Source organism: Bacillus sp. SRB_8 (genome assembly GCF_003264205.1).
In the GTDB taxonomy this organism is placed as follows: Bacteria; Bacillota; Bacilli; order Bacillales; family Bacillaceae_G; genus Bacillus_A; species Bacillus_A mycoides.
The window spans coordinates 502,975-522,572 of the sequence record NZ_NADT01000018.1; the positions used below are offsets into that span (position 1 = coordinate 502,975).

The window sequence follows — 19,598 nt, forward strand, 5'->3', positions numbered from 1 at the left end:
CAAAAATTAACAAAATAAAAAAGTTTACTTCACAAAAGTGAAGTAAACTTAAAGGTAGCCTATTCTAAGAAATCCTTAAGACGCTTACTACGGCTTGGATGTCTTAATTTGCGAAGTGCTTTCGCTTCAATTTGACGAATACGTTCTCTCGTTACGCCGAATACTTTCCCAACTTCTTCAAGCGTACGAGTTCGTCCATCATCTAAACCAAAACGAAGACGCAGAACATTTTCTTCACGATCTGTTAGTGTATCTAACACATCTTCTAATTGTTCTTTTAGCAATTCATACGCTGCATGGTCCGCAGGCGATGTTGCTTCTTGGTCTTCGATAAAGTCACCTAAATGGGAGTCGTCTTCTTCACCAATTGGTGTTTCAAGAGAAACTGGCTCCTGTGCAATCTTTAAGATTTCGCGTACTTTTTCTGGAGCAAGATCCATTTCTTCACCAATCTCTTCAGGAGATGGTTCGCGTCCTAAATCTTGTAATAATTGACGTTGTACACGGATTAACTTATTAATTGTTTCAACCATATGAACTGGAATACGAATTGTTCGCGCTTGGTCTGCAATCGCACGTGTAATAGCTTGGCGAATCCACCAAGTTGCATACGTACTAAATTTAAAACCTTTACGGTAGTCGAACTTTTCAACTGCCTTAATTAGACCCATATTTCCTTCTTGGATTAAGTCTAAGAAAAGCATACCACGGCCCACGTAGCGCTTTGCAATACTTACTACAAGACGTAAGTTTGCTTCTGCAAGACGGCGTTTTGCTTCTTCATCGCCTTCTTCAATACGTGTCGCAAGTCGAATTTCTTCTTCAGCAGATAGTAAGTCTACACGACCAATTTCTTTTAAGTACATACGAACAGGGTCATTGATTTTCACACCTGGCGGCACACTTAAATCATTAAGGTCAAATTCTTCTTCCGTTTTTGTAATTTGACGATTATTAGGACCTTCGTCGTTGTCATTGTCACCAACTAAGTCAATCCCTTGTTCACCTAAATATTCATAGTATTCATCCATTTGATCGGATTCAATTTCAAATCCATTCATGCGTTCTGCAATCTCTTCATATGTAAGAACGCCACGTTTTTTTCCGAGCTCAGTGAGTTGTTCTTTCACTTGCTCAAGGGTCATTTCAGTTTCAATTTGTTTAGAACGAGCTGGTTTATCAGCCATCTGTTCCCCTCCTTACGCGAGATACAAACATTCATTATACTAAAACTTTATCGAAAAAGCTATTTTCTTGCTTTTTGACTTTGTAAATATGCCACATAATATTTAGCAGCCTCTACAGGATCTGTTTTTTCCATTTGTTTTACTTTAAAGATAATTTCCATCTTTTCAAGTTTTTCTTTATGGCGTCTTAGCGCCTCCAAATGACCTTGTAACGCTTCTTCTGTGTACTCTGGATTAATAAATTCATCCGTCGAAATATCAGTAATAATATTTTTCAACTTTTCATCAGAGAGCCAACTTAAAAATGTTCCGACTGAAGGTTCATTCCCCTTTTCATAATATGCGTATAGTTCATATAAAATCCCTTTATGTTCTTCTGTATAAAAATCTTCTATATGAGGTTCCATACGTACTGTCACTTCTGCACTTTGCAACATATGGTAAATAATTTCTCTTTCTGCCCTTTCAAAACCTGTTAATTTCGGTTTCGTTTGAACAATTTGAGATGGCTTAGAAACCTGCTTTATTTGTTTTTGCTGTACCTTTTGTTCTTTGCGATATTGGTGCAATTGATTCAAAAGTGTTTCCATTGAATACGAAAATTCTTGCGATAATGATTTTAAATATGATTCCGCCTGCATCGCATCCTGTAGCAATGATAACTCTTTTAAAACACTTTTTACATATTCTTCTTTGCCAGACTCATCTTGCAAATTTTTCCCTAAACGCAAATGATTTATTTTGAAACCAACAAAACTTATACTTGATTTCACAAGATTTTCAAAAGCGGTTGTCCCATATTGTTGCACATATTCATCAGGGTCAAGCTTATCTGGCAAGGATGTAACTTTCACTTGGCAACCAACTTGCAATAGTAATTGCCCTGCTTTCATCGTCGCTTCTCGCCCTGCTTTATCACCATCATAGCAAAGAACAACAGTTTCAACGTTACGTCGCAGAAGTTTCGCTTGTTCTTCAGTTAAAGCTGTTCCCATTGTCGCAACAGCTTCTTCCACACCACTTTTCACCGCGGCTAGTACATCGGCATAACCTTCAAAAAGGACAACCTGCCCACGTTTTCTAATAAACGGCCTTGCTTGGTGGAAATTATACAACAGCTTACTTTTGTAAAAAATCGGTGTTTCAGGACTATTCAAATATTTCGGAGTGTCATCTCCTAATGCCCTTCCACTAAACGCTATCACCTTACCTTGTAAAGTATAAATCGGAAACATAACTCTTCCGCGGAAGCGGTCATAATGACTGCCATCCTTCTCACTTCTTACAAGAAGGCCAGCCTGTTCCATACTAGATAGCGACAAACCTCTTTTTTGTAAAATTTTCGTTGCTGCATCCCATGCTTGTGATGCATAACCAATTTCAAATTTCTCAATCATCTCTTTTGTAATACCACGTTTTAATAAATATGAAAGTGCTTCATTTCCTTCTTCTGTATTTACTAATAAATGATGATAATACTTTTTCAAAAGTTCATGAGCCTGTTGCATGATGACAGTGTCATCAGATATGTCTTCTTGTTGTTGTTGTCCTTGCCCTGATGTATATTCTGCAACTGCAATTCCATTTCTTTCGCCAAGCTTTTGAACAGCCTCTGTGAAAGCAAGTCCCTCCATTTTCATAAGAAAAGAAAATACATTTCCACCTTCTCCACATCCGAAACAATGAAAAATTTGCTTATCAGATGAAACAGAGAATGAAGGAGAATTCTCACCATGAAATGGACAAAGGCCGAAATAGTTACGCCCCTGCTTTCTAAGTTGAACATACTCACCAATCACTTCTACAATATCGGATGATGTCCGAATCTGTTCAACAACTTCTTCAGGAATTCTGTTCCCCATAACTCCATCTCCGTGTCGTATTTTGTATTCGATATAAATTAAAAGATTCCTTTATAATTCGACAATATTTTTCTAAATTTGTTAGAAAGTACTGTCGATCACATTGTGTAAACGATTTTGGATCTTTCGTATAAGTCCCCAGTCTGCGTAAATTCGCAGATACATACTACTATATAAAATTGTATACATTTGCTCATCTGTTACAAATGTATCTCCTGGAGACAATACATATACTCCTTTTTCACAAGAAGACTAGCAAGAAGCACTATAGCCTGTATGATCATGAGATCTGTAGCTTTTGCATGTTAATAAATATAACAGTCAACTTCATCTTGCTCAGAATCTACATAGACCCAATTACCTTGCTGTTTTCTTGAACGATGAGCATAGGATACGACAAACAAAATTTCGACATAAAATTTTGTTCCAACTTGCACAATTGCATTCTTCACGGGATACGCATCTGCATCAAATAATATCTTATCTGATGTTTTGCATATGTCTGTATTCTACATCCCTTCTGTGAATCCTTCCATAATGTGCGTTTTCTTGTCTAGATTTTGTCGATTTAACGTAAATACATGTCTTTTTCGAAAATCCTATCCCTAGTTTATTCTGAAAAATTAAAGTCTAAACGTAAAATATAGGTTTTTATCACAATTTTTTATTATAATATATTTTCTTCAACTACGCTACATATCCCTTTAATTTTCATCTTACACTTAAAGATAACGAAATCGTTCCTTTAGCATAATTAAAAAACAGAAGAATATAAGTATAACCATTCCGCTATATTCTATTACTAAGCCGAAAGTTCATGCTCTACTTCGCATCTTCCTCTAACGCCTTCTCACGAGCGAAAAAAGCACATTCACCTTTGGTAAATGTGCTAAAACATTTTTTGGTTTTGCACTGCATTCACAATAATATTTGCTGTTTCTTCAATGGCCTTATTTGATACATCAATCACTTGACAATTTATTTTACTAATTACTTCCTCAAAATGATCAATTTCTTCTTGAATACGATTAATATTTGCATATGTTGCTCCATCACTTAATCCAAGTGATTTCAATCGTTCTTTTCGAATATGATTTAACTTATCTGGTATAATTTTCAAACCGAAACATTTCTCTTTTGCCACTTGATATAATTCCTCAGGCGGATCCACTTCCGGTACAAGTGGTACATTAGCAACTTTCAAACGTTTGTTATGCGCTAAATATTGTGAAAGTGGTGTTTTTGATGTACGTGAAATTCCAATCAACACGATATCAGCTTTTAAAATACCACGTGCATCTCTACCATCATCATACTTAACTGCAAATTCAATCGCTTCAATTTTTTTAAAGTACTCTTCATCTAATCTTCGAACGACACCTGGCTCATACCTTGGTACTTGCCCTGTAATTTCTTCAATTTGATCGATAAGAGGTCCGATAATATCGTATGCCTCTACTCCTTCTTTTGCCGCTTCTGTCAATAAATATTGACGCATATCAGGCTTTACTAACGTAAAACAAATAAGCGCTTGATTGCTCTTGGCAATCGAGATTACTTCTTTTAATGTCCCTGTATCTTCTACATACGGTACACGCCTAATATCAGGAGCGAATGGGAACTGTCCCATTGCCGCTCTAACAACCAAATCAGCCGTTTCTCCTACAGAGTCAGATACGACATATACGATTTTATTATCCATTACATTACCTCACTTTAAACAAATTACACTTATTCGTTATTTACTAAATTTACAAACGCACGTGTAATATTTGTTTTTGTAATTCGTCCAATCACTTCTAAACCTTGTTTCGTATCCTTCACAACCGGCATCGCATCAATCTGTCTTTCTATTAATTCCATCGCAATATCATATAAAGAATCCTCCCTGCGACACATCGCAATGTTTGGCATCCTTGTCATGATAATATTAACCGGAAGAGAGGTTAAATCCTGCTTTCCTAAGCTAGCTCGTAATAAATCTTTACGAGATACAACGCCAACTAATAAAGTAGCTTGATCTACAACAAATAATGTACCAACGTCCTCTAGAAACATAGTACAGATTGCATCGTATACTGATACATTTTTATCAATTACAGCCGGTCTAGATTGATAATCTTGCACTTTAATTTTCTTAACAGCTTCAGATAATAGCTGTCCCCCGGTTTTACCCGTATAAAAATAACCTACACGTGGACGCGCTTCTAAATAACCAGCCATCGTTAAAATTGCTAAGTCTGGTCTTAGCGTTGCACGTGTTAAACCCAATTGCCCAGCAATTGACTCCCCTGTAATAGGACCGTGATCTTTTACAATCTGAATGATATGCTCTTGCCGTTTATTCAGCTCTATGATAATCACCACCTTTAATGCACAACGAAAAAAGTTATACTATCTCTTAAATATTATATACTAAATATGCTATTCGAAAAAGAAAGTATGTAAAAAGGACCGTATACGGCCCTTTTTATATTTGAAACTTATCAAGTTGTTCCAAGAAACGCCTTGTTTTCAAATAAATTCCACAATATTCGTCATAATATGTATTCAATACTGTGCGCATTTGTTTTTTTGTACTATCCTTCACCGATACATTACCGAGCCGGTGTAAATCAAAGTGAAAAAAGAGACGTAATAATTTATGAACAGCCTCTCCCACCGGAATACGATACGGATCTTGTTCCGCATGACGCGAGCACAGAAAACCGCCTTCCCTGACAGAGAAGGCGACAAAATCTGTTTCTTGATGACAAATAGCACATGTATCAAAGTACGGGTGCATCCCTAATACCGGAAGCATTTTCGTTTGATAAATTAATGATAATACTTCTGGGTCAACACCCTCACACATATAATGCAACGTTTGATATAACATTTCAAATAAATACGGATTATGCTTCTTATCTTCTGTTGCTTTATCAGTTAATTCGATAATAAATGATGCATAAGCAGTTAAAAATATATCCTCGCGAATTTCTTTCATAGATGAAATAATCTCGCCTTGTTGCAAAGTTCCAAGTCCAGATCCCATTTGAATAAGAAAATGACCATGTGTCATAAGTTGCGAAATAGCTGCTAACCGACTCTTCGGCTTCTTCGCCCCTCTTGCCATTGCACTTACCTTACCAAATTCCCGTGAGTATATTGTAACAATCTTATTTGTTTCTCCGTAATCTGTCGTACGGATAACAATGCCCTCAACTTTTTGAAACATGTTCGTCACCATCCAAGGTTTGAACAAAACGGGTCAAGAAATTGGAGAGTCTAGATGCGCTAACTCCTCTTCATGTTGATCCATCTCATCGTTTACGTCTTTTTCCATTTCTTTCAAAAGCAAATACGTTTCAATGCTTCCTGTTTTGGAGAAAAACTTCCAGGTAAAATCTAGCATAAGAATCCACCTTTCTCAATAAGCGTAGCCTATAAACCAATTTCTTTTGTTGTTATTAAGTTGACCCATTTTGTTCATTTTCATGTGAGAAAAATTTTTCCTAATTTATCAAGGTTCATAAAAACCAATAATCAGTGGATGAACAAAACATCCACTGATCACAACTTTACTTCATATTAATACTCGTCTTCACGGAAACCAAGGTCACGGAGCTGTGACATCTTATTGCGCCAATCTTTTTGCACTTTCACCCATACTTCTAAAAATACTTTAGAACCAAGAAGTGCTTCAATGTCAAAACGAGCTCTCTTACCGACTTCTTTTAACATCTTCCCTTGCTTACCTATAATAATTCCTTTTTGTGATGCACGTTCAACAACAATCGTTGCGTTTATATAAACCGCTCCGCCCTCACGCTTTTGAATTGCATCAATAACAACCGCTACAGAATGCGGTACTTCTTCACGTGTTAAATGTAATACTTTTTCACGAATAAGCTCTGAAATAATAAATCGCTCTGGATGATCCGTTACTTGATTATCCGGGTAATATTGCGGTCCTTCTGGTAAATACTTTTTAATTGCTCCGATTAACGCTTCAACGTTATTACCGTCCAATGCAGAAATTGGCACAATCTCCGCGAACTCATATAATTTACGATATTGATCAATCAACTCCAGCAATTGCTCTGGATGAAGTTGGTCAATTTTATTAATTACCAAAAATACCGGTTGTTTCGTTTCTTGTAATTTCTCAATAATAAATTCCTCACCACGACCATATCCTTCAGTTGCATTGACCATAAACAAAACAATATCAACTTCTTTTAATGTCGTTTGAGCCATCTTCACCATGAAATCGCCTAGTTTATGTTTAGGTTTATGTATTCCTGGTGTATCAATGAAAACTACTTGTGAATCATTTTCTGTATATACACCTTGAATTTTATTACGAGTTGTTTGTGGCTTATCGCTCATAATGGCAATTTTTTGGCCAATAATACGATTTAAAAATGTAGATTTCCCAACATTCGGTCTGCCAATGATAGAGACAAAACCTGATTTATAACCTTTTCTATTCATGTAAATCCTCCGCTAAAAATGCTCCTGGTAACAATTCTCCGACTGTTGTCTCTTGAACATCACCATGTAAGTTTGATAGGTATACTTTCGTATCCTGTTTACATAATTCTATCATAACTTGTCGACATGCTCCACAAGGAGGTACTGGACGCTTTGTATCCGCTACGACTGCAATAGCTACAAACTCGTTATCCCCTTCAGAAATTGCCTTAAATAAAGCTGTTCGTTCTGCACAGTTACATAAACCATATGATGCATTTTCAACATTACATCCACGATATATTTTTCCATCCTGAGTTAGTAAAGCTGCACCTACTTGAAATTTAGAATATGGTACGTACGCTCGTTTACGCGCTTCGGTTGCTTCTTGAATTAATTGTTTGCTATTCATATTCCCGCATCCTTTCCGTTCATAGATGTGAACAGATACACTCTTTCATTAAAGGCCTTCACGGCGCTCCCAAAGCTTAATAAAAGCTTCGGAATGCAACTATACCATATACGGTAAAAAGATAATAGCACCAATTACAGCAGCTATAATTGCAAATAATAAAACTGCCCCTGCTGCAACATCCTTTGCAATTTTTGCAACCGGATGAATATCGACGGTTGCTAAGTCTACTGTTTTTTCAATAGCCGTATTCACCATCTCTAAACTCATTACAATCCCTATCACAATAAGTACGACAATCCATTCCATTGTTGTAATATGGAAATAAAAGCCGCAGCATATAACGATGACTGCGGCTAAATAATGAATTTTCATATTTCGTTCATGACGAAGACAAAAGTATATACCAGCTATAGCATATCCAAAACTATCTAAAAGTTTTCCTGTTTTCATCGCCCTAATCCAAAGGCCTCTAAAATTTCTTTTTGTCTTCCAAACATTTCTTTCTCATCTTCTTCTGTCATATGATCATAACCAAGCAAATGCAAAAAGCCATGTAGTGCTAAAAACCCAAGTTCTCGATCAAAAGAATGTCCATATTCTTCAGCTTGTTCTTTTGCTCTTGGAATAGAAATAATAAGATCTCCTAACATACGCGGCATCTCTGCACCGACAATTTCCATTTCGCCTTCTCCCATTTCTTCCATAGCAAAAGAAATAACGTCCGTAGACTGATCCTTATCTCGGTAATCACGGTTTATTTCACGAATACGTTCATTATCTACAAATGTAACCGATAATTCTGCGCCTTCTTCTATGTTCTCCATTTGGGCTGCTTTCTCTACTAAACCTCGAATCAAACTTATATATTCTTCTTTCACTTCTTCTGTTTCATCAATAAAATCAATTAATAAACTCATTCTTTCTCCTTTTCTTCCGGCGGTTCCGGATATGTAATACGGGAATGGAAAATACCATTTAACGTTTCACATAACGTTTTTCCAACGATTTGTAGTTCCTTAAATGTCAAATCACATTCACTAAATTGACCATCTTGCAGGCGATCTTTAATAATACTTTGCACTAAATTATTAATCTGATCTGGTGTTGGATGGTTCATCGAACGTACCGCCGCCTCCACACTATCAGCAATACCAACGATCGCCGACTCTTTAGAAGTTGCTTTTGATCCTGGATAGCGGAACATTTCCTCCGTATACTTCTCTTTATCTTCTTTAATCGCATTATAATAAAAATATTTAAGTAACGTTGTACCATGATGCTGTCCAGCAATATCGATAATTTCTTGAGGTATATGGTGTTCTTCTAACATTCTCACCCCATCGGTTACATGAGCAATTATAATATCTTTGCTCGTTACAGGGTCTAATCTATCATGCGGGTTTTCAATACCCATTTGGTTTTCAATAAAAAACTGTGGTTGTACCGTTTTCCCTACATCATGATAATACGCCCCTACACGCGCTAATACTCCATTTGCTCCAACTGCTTCACAAGCAGCTTCTGAGAGATTAGCTACCATTACACTATGATGATATGTACCTGGTGCTTCTAATAAAATTTTGCGCACGAGCGGGTGATTCGGACTTGAAAGTTCCATCAATTTCATACTCGATACAATCCCAAGACCACTTTCTAAATACGGTAAAATCCCCATAGCTAGAACAGAAGAGATAATACCCGAAACAGCAGCCATTAATAATTGCACCCCAATTTCAAGAGGCGAAAAATTCCCGTTACGTAATAATAGCAAAGCCGCTAATACGACTACATTTAATACAGAAACGAGTATACCAGCTTGTAAAATCATCGTACGACGATTTTTTTCTCTCAAGAAAATACTAACTGATAATGAACTTAATAAAACATAAATCCCCACACTATAATTCAGTGTACTCGTTACACCTTCATTAAACATAATACTTCCGCATACAGAAAAGATCATACTCGTTAAAAATACAAATCGATCACCAATCATTAATTTTACAAGTATTGTTCCCATGGCAACTGGAACAACATACGCGATTCCTGCATACTCAAGTTTTTGAAACAAACTAATGATTTTCATTAAAACAATCGTGATAGACAAAATTGTAATATACGCTAAGACATACGGCCTATCTTCTCTTTTCCGCTGTAAAAACACTTCAAACTGCTTATGCATAAAGTACAATAGCACACCAATGAGTACCGCTAACCCAACATAGGGTTGAAAACTGTTCCCTTTTTCTAACAGGCCAACTAATTTCAACTGATTGTACATATCACTTGAAATCGTTTCACCTTCTCTAACAAGGACTTGCCCTTGAAGAATATAAACAGGTGGAACTAAATCTTCTTCCGCTTTTCTCTTCTCTTTTGTTAAGGTCGGATCATAAAAATAGTTTGCAGAAATCGCATATTTCCCTAACGCCTTAATAGATTCCTTTAAACCATTATCAACATTAACACTATTCATCTCACTTACATATCGTTCCTTCGCATCCTTCAATTCGTCCATTTTAACATGCTCAGTCATGATACTATTAATAGCTGTAACTGTTGCATCTTTCGCTAATACTAATTGGTTCGAATCTGCATTAATTAAGTTTAGTAAGTTTGAATCAGATAATTCTTTCGTTAAATCAGTAGGCAATTTTTTTTTCAACTTGTCCACTTTTTCAGCATCAGTAATCTTTTTTTGCTCATCCGGTCCAACCGCTTTAATCTCTTGTATCACTTCATCTACTTTAGCAAAGACGTCATTCACAATATCCACTTTATTTTGTTTATACTCACTTTTATATGTATATTGATCTTCAACTTTTGTAGCGGCTTCTTTTTTCTTTTTGTCCGTTGTAACTTTATCTTCAATTTTAATAGGAGAATGGATTGTTTTTTTCGCAATAGAATATGTTGTAACATCTAATTGCTCTGGTTTTACATTATTCATAAGTGCAAAAAACAGCACTGCTCCTAATAAAACGTAAGAAATCCAACTTAGTTTTTTCGAATGTTGTAAATTACGAAACCACTTAGAAATTTCTTGAGATCTTGACATGATTTCAATACCTTCTCCTCTCCAGAAATAAAGTGAAACTATTTATAGCTTTCATTTCTTCTAGGCAACGATACTTTTTGGACAACGTTTTTATCCACTATCACCTATAGTTCATTTCCCTCGTCTTTAATGATAGTAAAAAATATGCCACTCGCCAACCTTATCATACAAAAAGAAATGACCCTGACAAATAGGATCATTCCATTTTATCATATGCCTCAATAATACGTTGCACTAACGGGTGTCTCACAACGTCCGTTTGTTCCAATGTAATGAACGAAAGACCTGATACACCAGATAAAATATTAGCAGCAATAGAAAGACCTGACTTTACCCCTTTTGGCAAGTCTACCTGTGAGGGATCCCCCGTAATAACCATTTTAGAACTAAAACCTAATCGTGTTAAAAACATTTTTATTTGAACACCAGTTGTATTTTGCGCCTCATCTAATATAACAAATGAATCATCAAGAGTACGCCCTCTCATATAAGCAAGAGGTGCAATTTCAATTACACCACGTTCCATCATACGTTGTGTATATTCTTGTCCAAGAATATCATGTAACGCATCATATAGTGGACGTAAATACGGATCTACTTTTTCTTTCAAATCACCTGGTAAAAACCCTAAGCTCTCTCCAGCTTCTACAGCAGGTCTTGTTAAAATAATTTTCTTTACATACCCTTGCTTTAAAGCTCTCACAGCCATTACTACGGCTAAGTATGTTTTTCCTGTCCCAGCAGGTCCTATCCCAAATACAATATCATTCTTTTTCATTGCATGAATATATCGTCTTTGCCCCATCGTTTTCACACGAATGGATTTACCTTTTGCCGTTTTAAAAATTTCCTCTTCATATAATTCTTCGAATTGAGCAATTTTCCCTTGTTGCCCAAGCTGAATCGCATACGCAACATCTCTTTCCGAAATTGATACACCTTTACGGATAACAACAAGTAACTGTTGTAAGATTTTTTCTACGAGCACCACAGTTTCATCTGCCCCAGATACACGAACAGATTCTCCTCTAGTCACAATCGATACACTAAGTTCTCGTTCAATTACTTTTAAATGAGCATCATTTACCCCAAAAAGAGCGATTGCTTCGTTGGGATTTTCCAATTGTTGGTTCATTTCTACTAATTGTTCTGCCATTACTCAGTCTCCTTGAATATCGGATTCAGATATTGGTTGTGGCTCTGCAATATTTTCAATCACTGTATAATGTAATGTGACCTTTAGGTGATCCGCCTCAACCTCTTTACTCAAAATGTTATCACTTACAATCATAGCATGTTCATCCAATTTTTTCTTCAGTTCTTTTTCTGCCATCTCTTTCGCTACTTTCATTGCTTGTTTTTCGGTATATTCTCGGTTCGCTTCTTCCTCTTCTCGTACAATATCTTTCTCGTATGCAATTGGTAATGTAAATCCAAATAATTTCACATCATGTTTTACACTTTCAGTACGAGAGCGCTTATACTTATCCTGTAGAAATCCCCATATTTTTATTTTAGTACTCCCAAATTTAAGGAAATATTCATTGTATGAATTACCAGTATACACTTGAAATTGTGTCTTTAACGGAACATCCACCTCAGATTTATACCACGTTTCTCCATATACAATCCCTTTAGCCGAAACAACTGTCGGATTCTCCTCATTACCATACATCCCGGATACGAGAAGTTGCCCCTTTTCTACATGGTCATTTTTCATGACAACCGGCTTCCCAACTTCCACAAATGTTTTTGTAATAATCCCTTCTTTTTTTGCTACTAAGTTTTGTGGCTGTTGTTCACTTTCTTTTTTTGGCTCATTTTTTTCAACAATCTTAAAATGATATGTTGTCCCTCTTATTTCTAATCCCGCCCAAGTAATCGCATTAATATTGTCTGTCAAATGACGTTGAACATCTTCTACACTCGGCATTTGGAATTGTAATTTACCTTTTTTTATACCCATTTTGTCCAATTCTTTCATCAATATATATTCTGTTTCAGGTTTTGCTCCTGTAATTTCAATTTTCCACACCATATTTGACAATGCGATCATTCCGAAAAAAAATATTAAAAACCCAATTAAAAATCCACTATTTTTAATTATACGCTTATTCCAAAAAGGAAAACCGTTACGTCCAATAAAATATAATTTACATTCATTTTTTCTATAAATTGGTTTTATCTTTTTCACATCTCGTAATAACATACAAAAAACTAACGTTTCATCAGCTATCTTCTTTACATCCCAAACGAGTAATTTCTTCCGCACACACTCGTTAACAAAGCGTTCCGCTCCTCTACCTTCAATTCGCACCTTTACATACCCAAGCCATTTTATAAACCATTTATTTTTCATCGACTATCTCCACTACCTTTCTAAAAGTAGATACACTACTTTTCAATTCGATTATCAAACTAGCTCTTACTAAAATTTTAATTAGCAGATTCCTTGATCCTCACTAATTATTAACCTTCACGAGCCAGTTTTTTACGTGGAACTCAATTCCCACCTATCCTCTTTGTACGAACCGAATATTGAGGCCAGAACGTTACCGCCTGTTAATACAAGGTAACGAAGAAAAACTTCACAAACGGAAGTTTCTCCTCACTCCTCTTTCTTTTCATTTTCTAAAAACGTCACTTGTTCAATAATCCCTTCAAGCAACAGTTCTTCTGGAAGGATTGTTTTAATAACAAAGGATTGACCTTTAATTAATAATTGACCATGTTTCAATAGCAATCTTACCTCTTTATCTGAAAACACTAATAATCCTCGATGATTTTCTATATAGATATGTACTTGCCCAACAAGCGTGATCCGAGGTAGATCCATTAACACATCCACTGGCAGGTCTATTTGCTTCGTTAACCAATTCTTCATTTGTTCTATTTTTTTCATCTCAAAAGACCCCCTCTCATCCCATATGTATGAAAAAAGAGCTTGTAATATCACGTCCAAACTGAAAAAAGCATAAAAAAACGTCTCATACGAAATGAGACGCTTTTTTATGCTAATAGCTGGATAACCAGCTTATTCACAAGTGATCCGTCTGTTTTACCTTTTACTTTCGGCATAACAGCAGTCATCACTTTACCCATATCTGCTTTAGATGTAGCACCAACTTCAGAAATAACTTGCTTAATTATATCCGCTAGTTCTTCTTCTGTTAATTGCTCCGGCAAATATGCGCTTAAAATCTGAATTTCACTTTGCAGTTTATCAACAAGGTCTTCACGACCAGCTTTTTTAAATTCAAGGAGGGAGTCCTTATACTGTTTTACTTCACGAGCTAAAACTGTTAATTCCTCTTCTTCAGTAAGAGTATGTTGCAGTTTAATACCTTCATTTTGTAAAGCAGCCTTAACCATACGAATAACGGTTAATTTTTCTTTTTGTTTATTCTTCATCGCTTGTTTCATATCATCGTTTAAACGACCGAGAAGACTCATAACTTACACCCTCTCTTAGAACTTACGCTTTCTTGCCGCTTCAGATTTCTTCTTACGTTTTACACTTGGCTTTTCATAAAACTCGCGCTTTCTTGCTTCAGCAAGTGTACCAGTTTTAGAAACCGATCTTTTAAAACGGCGAAGTGCATCCTCCAAAGACTCGTTTTTACGAACGACTGTTTTTGACATTCTCTTTCCCTCCCTCCGAAACATCACACTTACATACTAATTTCAGCATGCAAAAAGAAACCCTTCTTCAGCATGTCTTTTACGATTATAATACATTTTATCACTTCAGGTCAACTATTTGGCAGAATAAAAGAAGAATAGATGCCCTTACCTGTTCAAAAGCTATGTAGATAGCTATTATCCTTTTCCCCTGAAGACAACTATATTTTTTATCATTACACCTTGTTTAATACAAGAAAGCATTAAATAACTACTCATTCAACGTACCTGCCTTTTCAGTACTTAACTTCTCCACAAAAAAAAAGAAAGCATGCAAATTGTTTCCGTTTGCATGCTTTTTTATCCCGCTATTTGCCAGGACAGTAAGAACCCCACCTCAAAATTCAACGAAAGCAAAGAACTTAGGCGGGGGTCAGGCTGATAATCAGCAGGGATGAACAAAACCCCCCACTGATTAAAGTTTCATTTTATGCGCTTGCTGATTCTTTTTTTACATCATCTTCAAGAACACGAACAAACTGCGCTTCGTTATATGGATAACCAGCTTTTGTAATTTTCACTTTTACTAGCTTACCAATCAATTCTTCAGATCCTTCAAACACAATTTTTAAGTAGTTATCTGTATAACCTACATATAAACCTTCACGGTCACCATCTTTAAATGTCTCTTCCGGAATGATTTCAAGTACTTCACCTTCAAATCTAGAAGCATACTCTTTCGCTAATTGATTTGATAGCTCAATTAGACGGTGAACACGATCGTTCTTCACGTCTTCAGGAACTTGATCTTCCATACGTGCTGCTGGAGTACCTGTACGTTTCGAATAAGGGAAAACGTGTAATTCAGAGAAACGATTCTCTTTAATGAAATTGTACGTTTCCATGAATTCCTCTTCTGTTTCGCCTGGGAATCCAACAATTACGTCTGATGTAATCGCAAGACCTGGTAACGCTTCTTTCAAACGATCTAAACGCTCTTGGAAAAATTCCATCGTATACTTACGGCGCATACGTTTCAATACAGTATTAGATCCTGACTGTAATGGAATATGCAAATGACGTACAACTACTTCTGATTTATCTAACACTTCAATTACTTCATCAGAAATTTGACTCGCCTCAATAGAAGAAATACGAAGGCGTTTCAATCCGCCTACTTCCGCTTCCATATCGCGCAGTAATCCAGCTAAGTTATACTCTTTTATATCTTCACCGTACCCACCTGTATGAATACCTGTTAATACGATTTCTTTATAGCCCGCATCTACTAATTGCTGCGCTTGTTTAATAACTTCTTTTCCATCACGAGAACGCATTAAACCACGCGCCCAAGGAATGATGCAAAATGTACAGAAGTTATTACAACCTTCTTGTATTTTTAAAGATGCACGTGTACGGTCCGTGAAATATGGTACATCGAGCTCTTCATATACACGTGTTTTCATAATATTGCGGACAGCATTAATTGGTTGACGCTCTTTACGGAATTCTTCGATGTATCCTAACATCTTCTCACGATCTTGCGTACCAACAACAATATCTACACCTGGAATCGCCATAATTTCCGCTGGAGATGTTTGTGCATAACATCCCGTTACACAAATTACCGCATCTGGATTTTGACGTACAGCACGTCTAATTACTTGACGGCTTTTTTTATCTCCAGTATTCGTTACTGTACATGTGTTAATAACGTATACATCAGATTTTTTTTCATATTCAGTTCTTTCATAACCACCTTGTTTAAACAATTGCCAAATCGCTTCTGTTTCATAGTGGTTTACTTTACAACCTAACGTGTGGAACGCAACAGTTGCCATTGATTATCACCCCATCAATTCAAAATGATAAGAAGCGGCACTTAACGCATAAAGCGGAGCCGTTTCTGTTCTTAAAATTCTTGGTCCTAAACTACATGGTACAAATTTATGTTCACGAAGTGCGGTTATCTCTTCCTCCGCTAAACCGCCTTCTGGTCCAAATACAATCAGCAGCTTTTGGCCTGGTTTAATCGTCGCTAAAGCTTTCGCAAAATTAGATTTCTCACCTTGTTTCGCTTCTTCTTCATACGCAACAAGACAAACATCATACTCGCTACTCATCGACAGCAGTTGTTTAAATGATGAGGGAACGTGTACTTCTGGAATTTCACTTCTATGCGATTGTTCCGCAGCTTCTTTTACAATTTTTTTCAAACGCTCAACTTTTTTATCTGCTTTTTTCGCATCCCACTTTACAATAGATCGAGATGCTTGAAATGGTAAAAATGCAGCTGCCCCAAGCTCAGTTCCTTTTTGAAAAATTAACTCTAGCTTGTCTCCTTTCGGCAGTCCACTTGCAATCGTCACGAACACAGGAAGTTCGCTTGACGCCTCTACCCATTCTACAATAGTGGTATCCACAAATTCACTGGTAATTTCAGCAATTGAACACTCTGCTGTTTTACCATTTACACAGCAATAAATGTGGTCACCAGCTGACATACGCATCACTCTTGCGATATGATGGACATCATCACCCATTATGCGAATACTTGTCTCATTTACATATTTCTCTTCTACAAAATAACGTTGCATATAATCACCTTAGTAGAGTTTCGTTCCTTTCGTAAGTCAACACTTACGAAAAGAACGAAACGTTATCATTTTCATATAACAAACGGTAAGTCCCTCACCTTATACGGTGAGAGACTCCCCTGTTCTTTATAGACTAAAATCTATATTACGCATTTCGTGCAATAATTGCTACCCAATCTTCCATTCGAAGTACTTCTTCAATTGAAAATCCAGCTGTTTCTAACGCTTCAGAAATTACTTTTTCTTTCGCCCCAATAATACCAGATGTAATAAATAATCCACCTGGCTTCACAACTCTCGCTGCATCTTCAGGGAATAGAAGAATGATTTCCGCTAGTAAATTTGCTACGATTAAATCAACCGGACCTTCAATACCTTCTAATAGACTATTCTGTCCAACATTGACAATGTCATCTGTTTTATTTAAGCGCACATTCATTTCTGCACTTTCAACTGCAACTGGGTCTAAATCATACGCTTGAACAGAAGCCGCACCTAATTTTGCCGCAGCAATACTAAGTACCCCCGAACCTGTCCCCACATCAATCACAGTATCACCTGGCTGAACCGTTTTTTCTAACGCACGAATACACATCGTCGTTGTTGGATGTGTCCCTGTACCAAACGCCATACCTGGATCTAATTCAATAATTTTTTCATCTGGAGAAGACGGTGTATACTCTTCCCACGTCGGCACAATTGTGAATGTATCAGAAATTTGAACTGGATGATAATACTTCTTCCAAGCAGTAGCCCAATCTTCCTCATCGACTTCATTAATTGTAATAGTTCCTTTACCAATTTCGATGTCGAAAGATGGTAGTGCATCAATAGATGATTTTACACCTGCAACCGTTTCGTTTAAAGAATCCGTTTGTGGGAAATATGCTTTTACCAAAACACCCTCACTTGGATATTCATCTGGGTTAAGTGCATAAATCTCACCGTATTGTTGCTTGCGCTCTTTCGTCAACTCCGCTGGGTCCTCAATCGCAACCCCGCTAGCGCCTGCTTCATGCAAAATATGAGAGACAGCTTCTACTGCTTCTTCTGTTGTATGAATACTAATTTCTGACCATTTCACAATTTACCAACTCCATTTTTTATTTCCATTATTCCCCTTTGAAAGCACGTTTAAGCTTTCTGAATAAGCTATCATCCTGCTCTTCTTGCCCTGCAAATTCACGCAATAAATCTTTTTGATGTGAAGTTAATTTCGTCGGCACAACAACACGAACGACTACATATTGATCTCCTTGACCATATCCACGTACGTTCGGAGCACCTTTTCCTTTTAAGCGGAATTCTGTTCCTGTTTGTGTTCCTGCTGGAATTTTCAGCTTCACTTTGCCATGAACGGTAGGAACTTCTACTTCCGCACCAAGTGCCATTTGCGCAAATGTTATTGGCATTTCGCAAATAATGTGATCCCCTTCGCGTTCAAAGAATTCATGATTTCTCACATGAACAACAACATATAAGTCACCTGCCGGTCCGCCATTTACGCCTGCTTCACCTTTTCCAGATACACGAATTTGTTGACCATTATCGATACCCGCTGGAATTTTAACATTGATTTTTTTACGTTTACGAACTTTACCAGAACCATGGCATGTCGTACATTTCTCTTTAATCATTTGACCTGTTCCTGAACAATGTCCACAAGCTTGACGGTTTACAATACGCCCAAATGGTGTATTTTGTTCTACACTTACTTGCCCTGATCCTGAACAATGTTTACATGTTTCTTTTGAAGTCCCTGGTTTTGCTCCACTACCCTTACAAGTATCACATGGATCCTCCACTGGAATCTCAACGTTTAATTCTTTACCAAAAATAGCTTCTTCAAACTCTAAAGTAACTTGATATTGTAAATCAGCACCTTGACGTGGAGCATTTGGATCACGACGTCTGCCGCCACCGCCAAAGAATGAACTAAAGATATCTTCGAAACCGAAGCCACCGCCGAAGTCTCCTCCGCCACCGAAACCTTGATTCGGACCAGCGTGACCAAATTGATCATACTGCGCACGCTTTTGATCATCGCTCAATACTTCGTATGCCTCTTGTACTTCTTTAAACTTTTCAATTGCATTTTCTTCTTTACTTACGTCTGGATGATATTTTTTAGCCAAACGACGATACGCTTTTTTAATTTCATCTTTTGAAGCGCCCTGGCTAAGTCCAAGGACCTCATAATAGTCTCGTTTATTCATAAATTTGCAACCCCCGAATCTTTCACATAAACGTAATTTTAACACCGAAAGAAAGTGCTTTGCAACAAAGTTTCCTCACTTACAGTATGCAAAATAAAAAACTTAAGATCCTCACACATTTCTTCTTATTCGTGAAAAAAGCCAAAGCCAAGGCACGCTTGACTTTGACTTTTTGTCATCTTACTTA

General features: G+C 36.8%; 21 protein-coding genes. All 21 read right to left on the minus strand.

Features of this window, described 5'->3' with window-relative positions:
• Nucleotides 1-59: 59 nt before the first annotated feature.
• The 21 genes from rpoD to dnaJ all read right to left on the minus strand — a co-directional run bounded on the left by rpoD (nucleotide 60) and on the right by dnaJ (nucleotide 19,411).
• Nucleotides 60-1,187: an RNA polymerase sigma factor RpoD gene (rpoD, locus tag B5P40_RS12745; RefSeq protein WP_000764062.1), complete on the minus strand. Its 1,128-nt coding sequence runs from the start codon at nucleotides 1,185-1,187 to the stop codon at nucleotides 60-62.
• A gap of 59 nt (nucleotides 1,188-1,246) precedes the next feature.
• Nucleotides 1,247-3,049, minus strand: coding sequence for a DNA primase (dnaG, locus tag B5P40_RS12750; RefSeq protein ID WP_002067179.1), 1,803 nt, complete (start codon nucleotides 3,047-3,049; stop codon nucleotides 1,247-1,249).
• 81 nt (nucleotides 3,050-3,130) lie between these two features.
• On the minus strand, nucleotides 3,131-3,274 hold the full coding sequence (locus B5P40_RS33085) for a hypothetical protein (RefSeq protein WP_220089774.1): 144 nt from the start codon (nucleotides 3,272-3,274) through the stop codon (nucleotides 3,131-3,133).
• A gap of 664 nt (nucleotides 3,275-3,938) precedes the next feature.
• Nucleotides 3,939-4,751: a pyruvate, water dikinase regulatory protein gene (locus tag B5P40_RS12760; protein ID WP_002015180.1), complete on the minus strand. Its 813-nt coding sequence runs from the start codon at nucleotides 4,749-4,751 to the stop codon at nucleotides 3,939-3,941.
• Nucleotides 4,752-4,780: 29 nt separating this feature from the next.
• The gene (ccpN, locus tag B5P40_RS12765) at nucleotides 4,781-5,413 is read right to left on the minus strand and encodes a transcriptional regulator CcpN (RefSeq protein ID WP_002015181.1); all 633 of its coding nucleotides are present in this window, start codon (nucleotides 5,411-5,413) and stop codon (nucleotides 4,781-4,783) included.
• Nucleotides 5,414-5,519: 106 nt separating this feature from the next.
• A complete protein-coding gene (gene recO, locus B5P40_RS12770; RefSeq protein ID WP_002088669.1) occupies nucleotides 5,520-6,266 on the minus strand; it encodes a DNA repair protein RecO in 747 nt (248 codons plus the stop codon).
• 33 nt (nucleotides 6,267-6,299) lie between these two features.
• A complete protein-coding gene (locus B5P40_RS12775) occupies nucleotides 6,300-6,443 on the minus strand; it encodes a YqzL family protein (RefSeq protein ID WP_000883924.1) in 144 nt (47 codons plus the stop codon).
• Between the two features lie 176 nt (nucleotides 6,444-6,619).
• Entirely contained in the window at nucleotides 6,620-7,525 is a 906-nt protein-coding gene (gene era, locus B5P40_RS12780; RefSeq protein ID WP_002088672.1) for a GTPase Era, read from the minus strand.
• Nucleotides 7,518-7,916 carry a cytidine deaminase gene (locus B5P40_RS12785; RefSeq protein WP_002015184.1) on the minus strand — a complete coding sequence of 133 codons (399 nt, stop codon included), beginning with the start codon at nucleotides 7,914-7,916 and terminating at the stop codon, nucleotides 7,518-7,520. Before B5P40_RS12785 ends, era begins: the two co-directional genes overlap by 8 nt.
• 99 nt (nucleotides 7,917-8,015) lie before the next feature.
• Nucleotides 8,016-8,369, minus strand: coding sequence for a diacylglycerol kinase family protein (locus B5P40_RS12790; protein ID WP_002143170.1), 354 nt, complete (start codon nucleotides 8,367-8,369; stop codon nucleotides 8,016-8,018).
• The gene (gene ybeY / locus B5P40_RS12795; protein ID WP_113709297.1) at nucleotides 8,366-8,836 is read right to left on the minus strand and encodes an rRNA maturation RNase YbeY; all 471 of its coding nucleotides are present in this window, start codon (nucleotides 8,834-8,836) and stop codon (nucleotides 8,366-8,368) included. The genes B5P40_RS12790 and ybeY overlap by 4 nt, the downstream gene beginning before the upstream one ends.
• Nucleotides 8,833-10,977, minus strand: coding sequence for an HD family phosphohydrolase (locus B5P40_RS12800; protein ID WP_016120818.1), 2,145 nt, complete (start codon nucleotides 10,975-10,977; stop codon nucleotides 8,833-8,835). Before B5P40_RS12800 ends, ybeY begins: the two co-directional genes overlap by 4 nt.
• 196 nt (nucleotides 10,978-11,173) lie before the next feature.
• A complete protein-coding gene (locus B5P40_RS12805) occupies nucleotides 11,174-12,133 on the minus strand; it encodes a PhoH family protein (protein ID WP_002015189.1) in 960 nt (319 codons plus the stop codon).
• A 3-nt stretch (nucleotides 12,134-12,136) separates the two neighbouring features.
• On the minus strand, nucleotides 12,137-13,336 hold the full coding sequence (yqfD, locus tag B5P40_RS12810; RefSeq protein ID WP_016120819.1) for a sporulation protein YqfD: 1,200 nt from the start codon (nucleotides 13,334-13,336) through the stop codon (nucleotides 12,137-12,139).
• Between the two features lie 249 nt (nucleotides 13,337-13,585).
• A complete protein-coding gene (yqfC, locus tag B5P40_RS12815) occupies nucleotides 13,586-13,879 on the minus strand; it encodes a sporulation protein YqfC (protein ID WP_002067170.1) in 294 nt (97 codons plus the stop codon).
• Between the two features lie 107 nt (nucleotides 13,880-13,986).
• Nucleotides 13,987-14,430 carry a GatB/YqeY domain-containing protein gene (locus B5P40_RS12820; RefSeq protein ID WP_000054578.1) on the minus strand — a complete coding sequence of 148 codons (444 nt, stop codon included), beginning with the start codon at nucleotides 14,428-14,430 and terminating at the stop codon, nucleotides 13,987-13,989.
• A 15-nt stretch (nucleotides 14,431-14,445) separates the two neighbouring features.
• Nucleotides 14,446-14,619, minus strand: coding sequence for a 30S ribosomal protein S21 (rpsU, locus tag B5P40_RS12825; protein ID WP_000048061.1), 174 nt, complete (start codon nucleotides 14,617-14,619; stop codon nucleotides 14,446-14,448).
• Nucleotides 14,620-15,086: 467 nt separating this feature from the next.
• Nucleotides 15,087-16,439, minus strand: a complete 1,353-nt coding sequence (gene mtaB / locus B5P40_RS12830) for a tRNA (N(6)-L-threonylcarbamoyladenosine(37)-C(2))-methylthiotransferase MtaB (RefSeq protein ID WP_002015193.1) — start codon at nucleotides 16,437-16,439, stop codon at nucleotides 15,087-15,089.
• A gap of 6 nt (nucleotides 16,440-16,445) precedes the next feature.
• Nucleotides 16,446-17,195, minus strand: coding sequence for a 16S rRNA (uracil(1498)-N(3))-methyltransferase (locus tag B5P40_RS12835; RefSeq protein WP_002015195.1), 750 nt, complete (start codon nucleotides 17,193-17,195; stop codon nucleotides 16,446-16,448).
• A gap of 145 nt (nucleotides 17,196-17,340) precedes the next feature.
• Nucleotides 17,341-18,279: a 50S ribosomal protein L11 methyltransferase gene (gene prmA, locus B5P40_RS12840; protein WP_002167655.1), complete on the minus strand. Its 939-nt coding sequence runs from the start codon at nucleotides 18,277-18,279 to the stop codon at nucleotides 17,341-17,343.
• Between the two features lie 28 nt (nucleotides 18,280-18,307).
• On the minus strand, nucleotides 18,308-19,411 hold the full coding sequence (gene dnaJ / locus B5P40_RS12845; RefSeq protein ID WP_002129144.1) for a chaperone protein DnaJ: 1,104 nt from the start codon (nucleotides 19,409-19,411) through the stop codon (nucleotides 18,308-18,310).
• Between the last annotated feature and the right edge of the window lie 187 nt (nucleotides 19,412-19,598).

Coding starts and splice junctions, on each gene's coding strand:
- rpoD (WP_000764062.1), bottom strand. CDS start 1,187: ATGGCTGATAAACCAGCTCGTTCTAAACAAATTGAAACTGAAATGACC.
- dnaG (WP_002067179.1), bottom strand. CDS start 3,049: ATGGGGAACAGAATTCCTGAAGAAGTTGTTGAACAGATTCGGACATCA.
- B5P40_RS12760 (WP_002015180.1), bottom strand. CDS start 4,751: ATGGATAATAAAATCGTATATGTCGTATCTGACTCTGTAGGAGAAACG.
- recO (WP_002088669.1), bottom strand. CDS start 6,266: ATGTTTCAAAAAGTTGAGGGCATTGTTATCCGTACGACAGATTACGGA.
- B5P40_RS12775 (WP_000883924.1), bottom strand. CDS start 6,443: ATGCTAGATTTTACCTGGAAGTTTTTCTCCAAAACAGGAAGCATTGAA.
- era (WP_002088672.1), bottom strand. CDS start 7,525: ATGAATAGAAAAGGTTATAAATCAGGTTTTGTCTCTATCATTGGCAGA.
- B5P40_RS12785 (WP_002015184.1), bottom strand. CDS start 7,916: ATGAATAGCAAACAATTAATTCAAGAAGCAACCGAAGCGCGTAAACGA.
- B5P40_RS12790 (WP_002143170.1), bottom strand. CDS start 8,369: ATGAAAACAGGAAAACTTTTAGATAGTTTTGGATATGCTATAGCTGGT.
- ybeY (WP_113709297.1), bottom strand. CDS start 8,836: ATGAGTTTATTAATTGATTTTATTGATGAAACAGAAGAAGTGAAAGAA.
- B5P40_RS12800 (WP_016120818.1), bottom strand. CDS start 10,977: ATGTCAAGATCTCAAGAAATTTCTAAGTGGTTTCGTAATTTACAACAT.
- B5P40_RS12805 (WP_002015189.1), bottom strand. CDS start 12,133: ATGGCAGAACAATTAGTAGAAATGAACCAACAATTGGAAAATCCCAAC.
- yqfD (WP_016120819.1), bottom strand. CDS start 13,336: ATGAAAAATAAATGGTTTATAAAATGGCTTGGGTATGTAAAGGTGCGA.
- yqfC (WP_002067170.1), bottom strand. CDS start 13,879: ATGAAAAAAATAGAACAAATGAAGAATTGGTTAACGAAGCAAATAGAC.
- B5P40_RS12820 (WP_000054578.1), bottom strand. CDS start 14,430: ATGAGTCTTCTCGGTCGTTTAAACGATGATATGAAACAAGCGATGAAG.
- rpsU (WP_000048061.1), bottom strand. CDS start 14,619: ATGTCAAAAACAGTCGTTCGTAAAAACGAGTCTTTGGAGGATGCACTT.
- mtaB (WP_002015193.1), bottom strand. CDS start 16,439: ATGGCAACTGTTGCGTTCCACACGTTAGGTTGTAAAGTAAACCACTAT.
- B5P40_RS12835 (WP_002015195.1), bottom strand. CDS start 17,195: ATGCAACGTTATTTTGTAGAAGAGAAATATGTAAATGAGACAAGTATT.
- dnaJ (WP_002129144.1), bottom strand. CDS start 19,411: ATGAATAAACGAGACTATTATGAGGTCCTTGGACTTAGCCAGGGCGCT.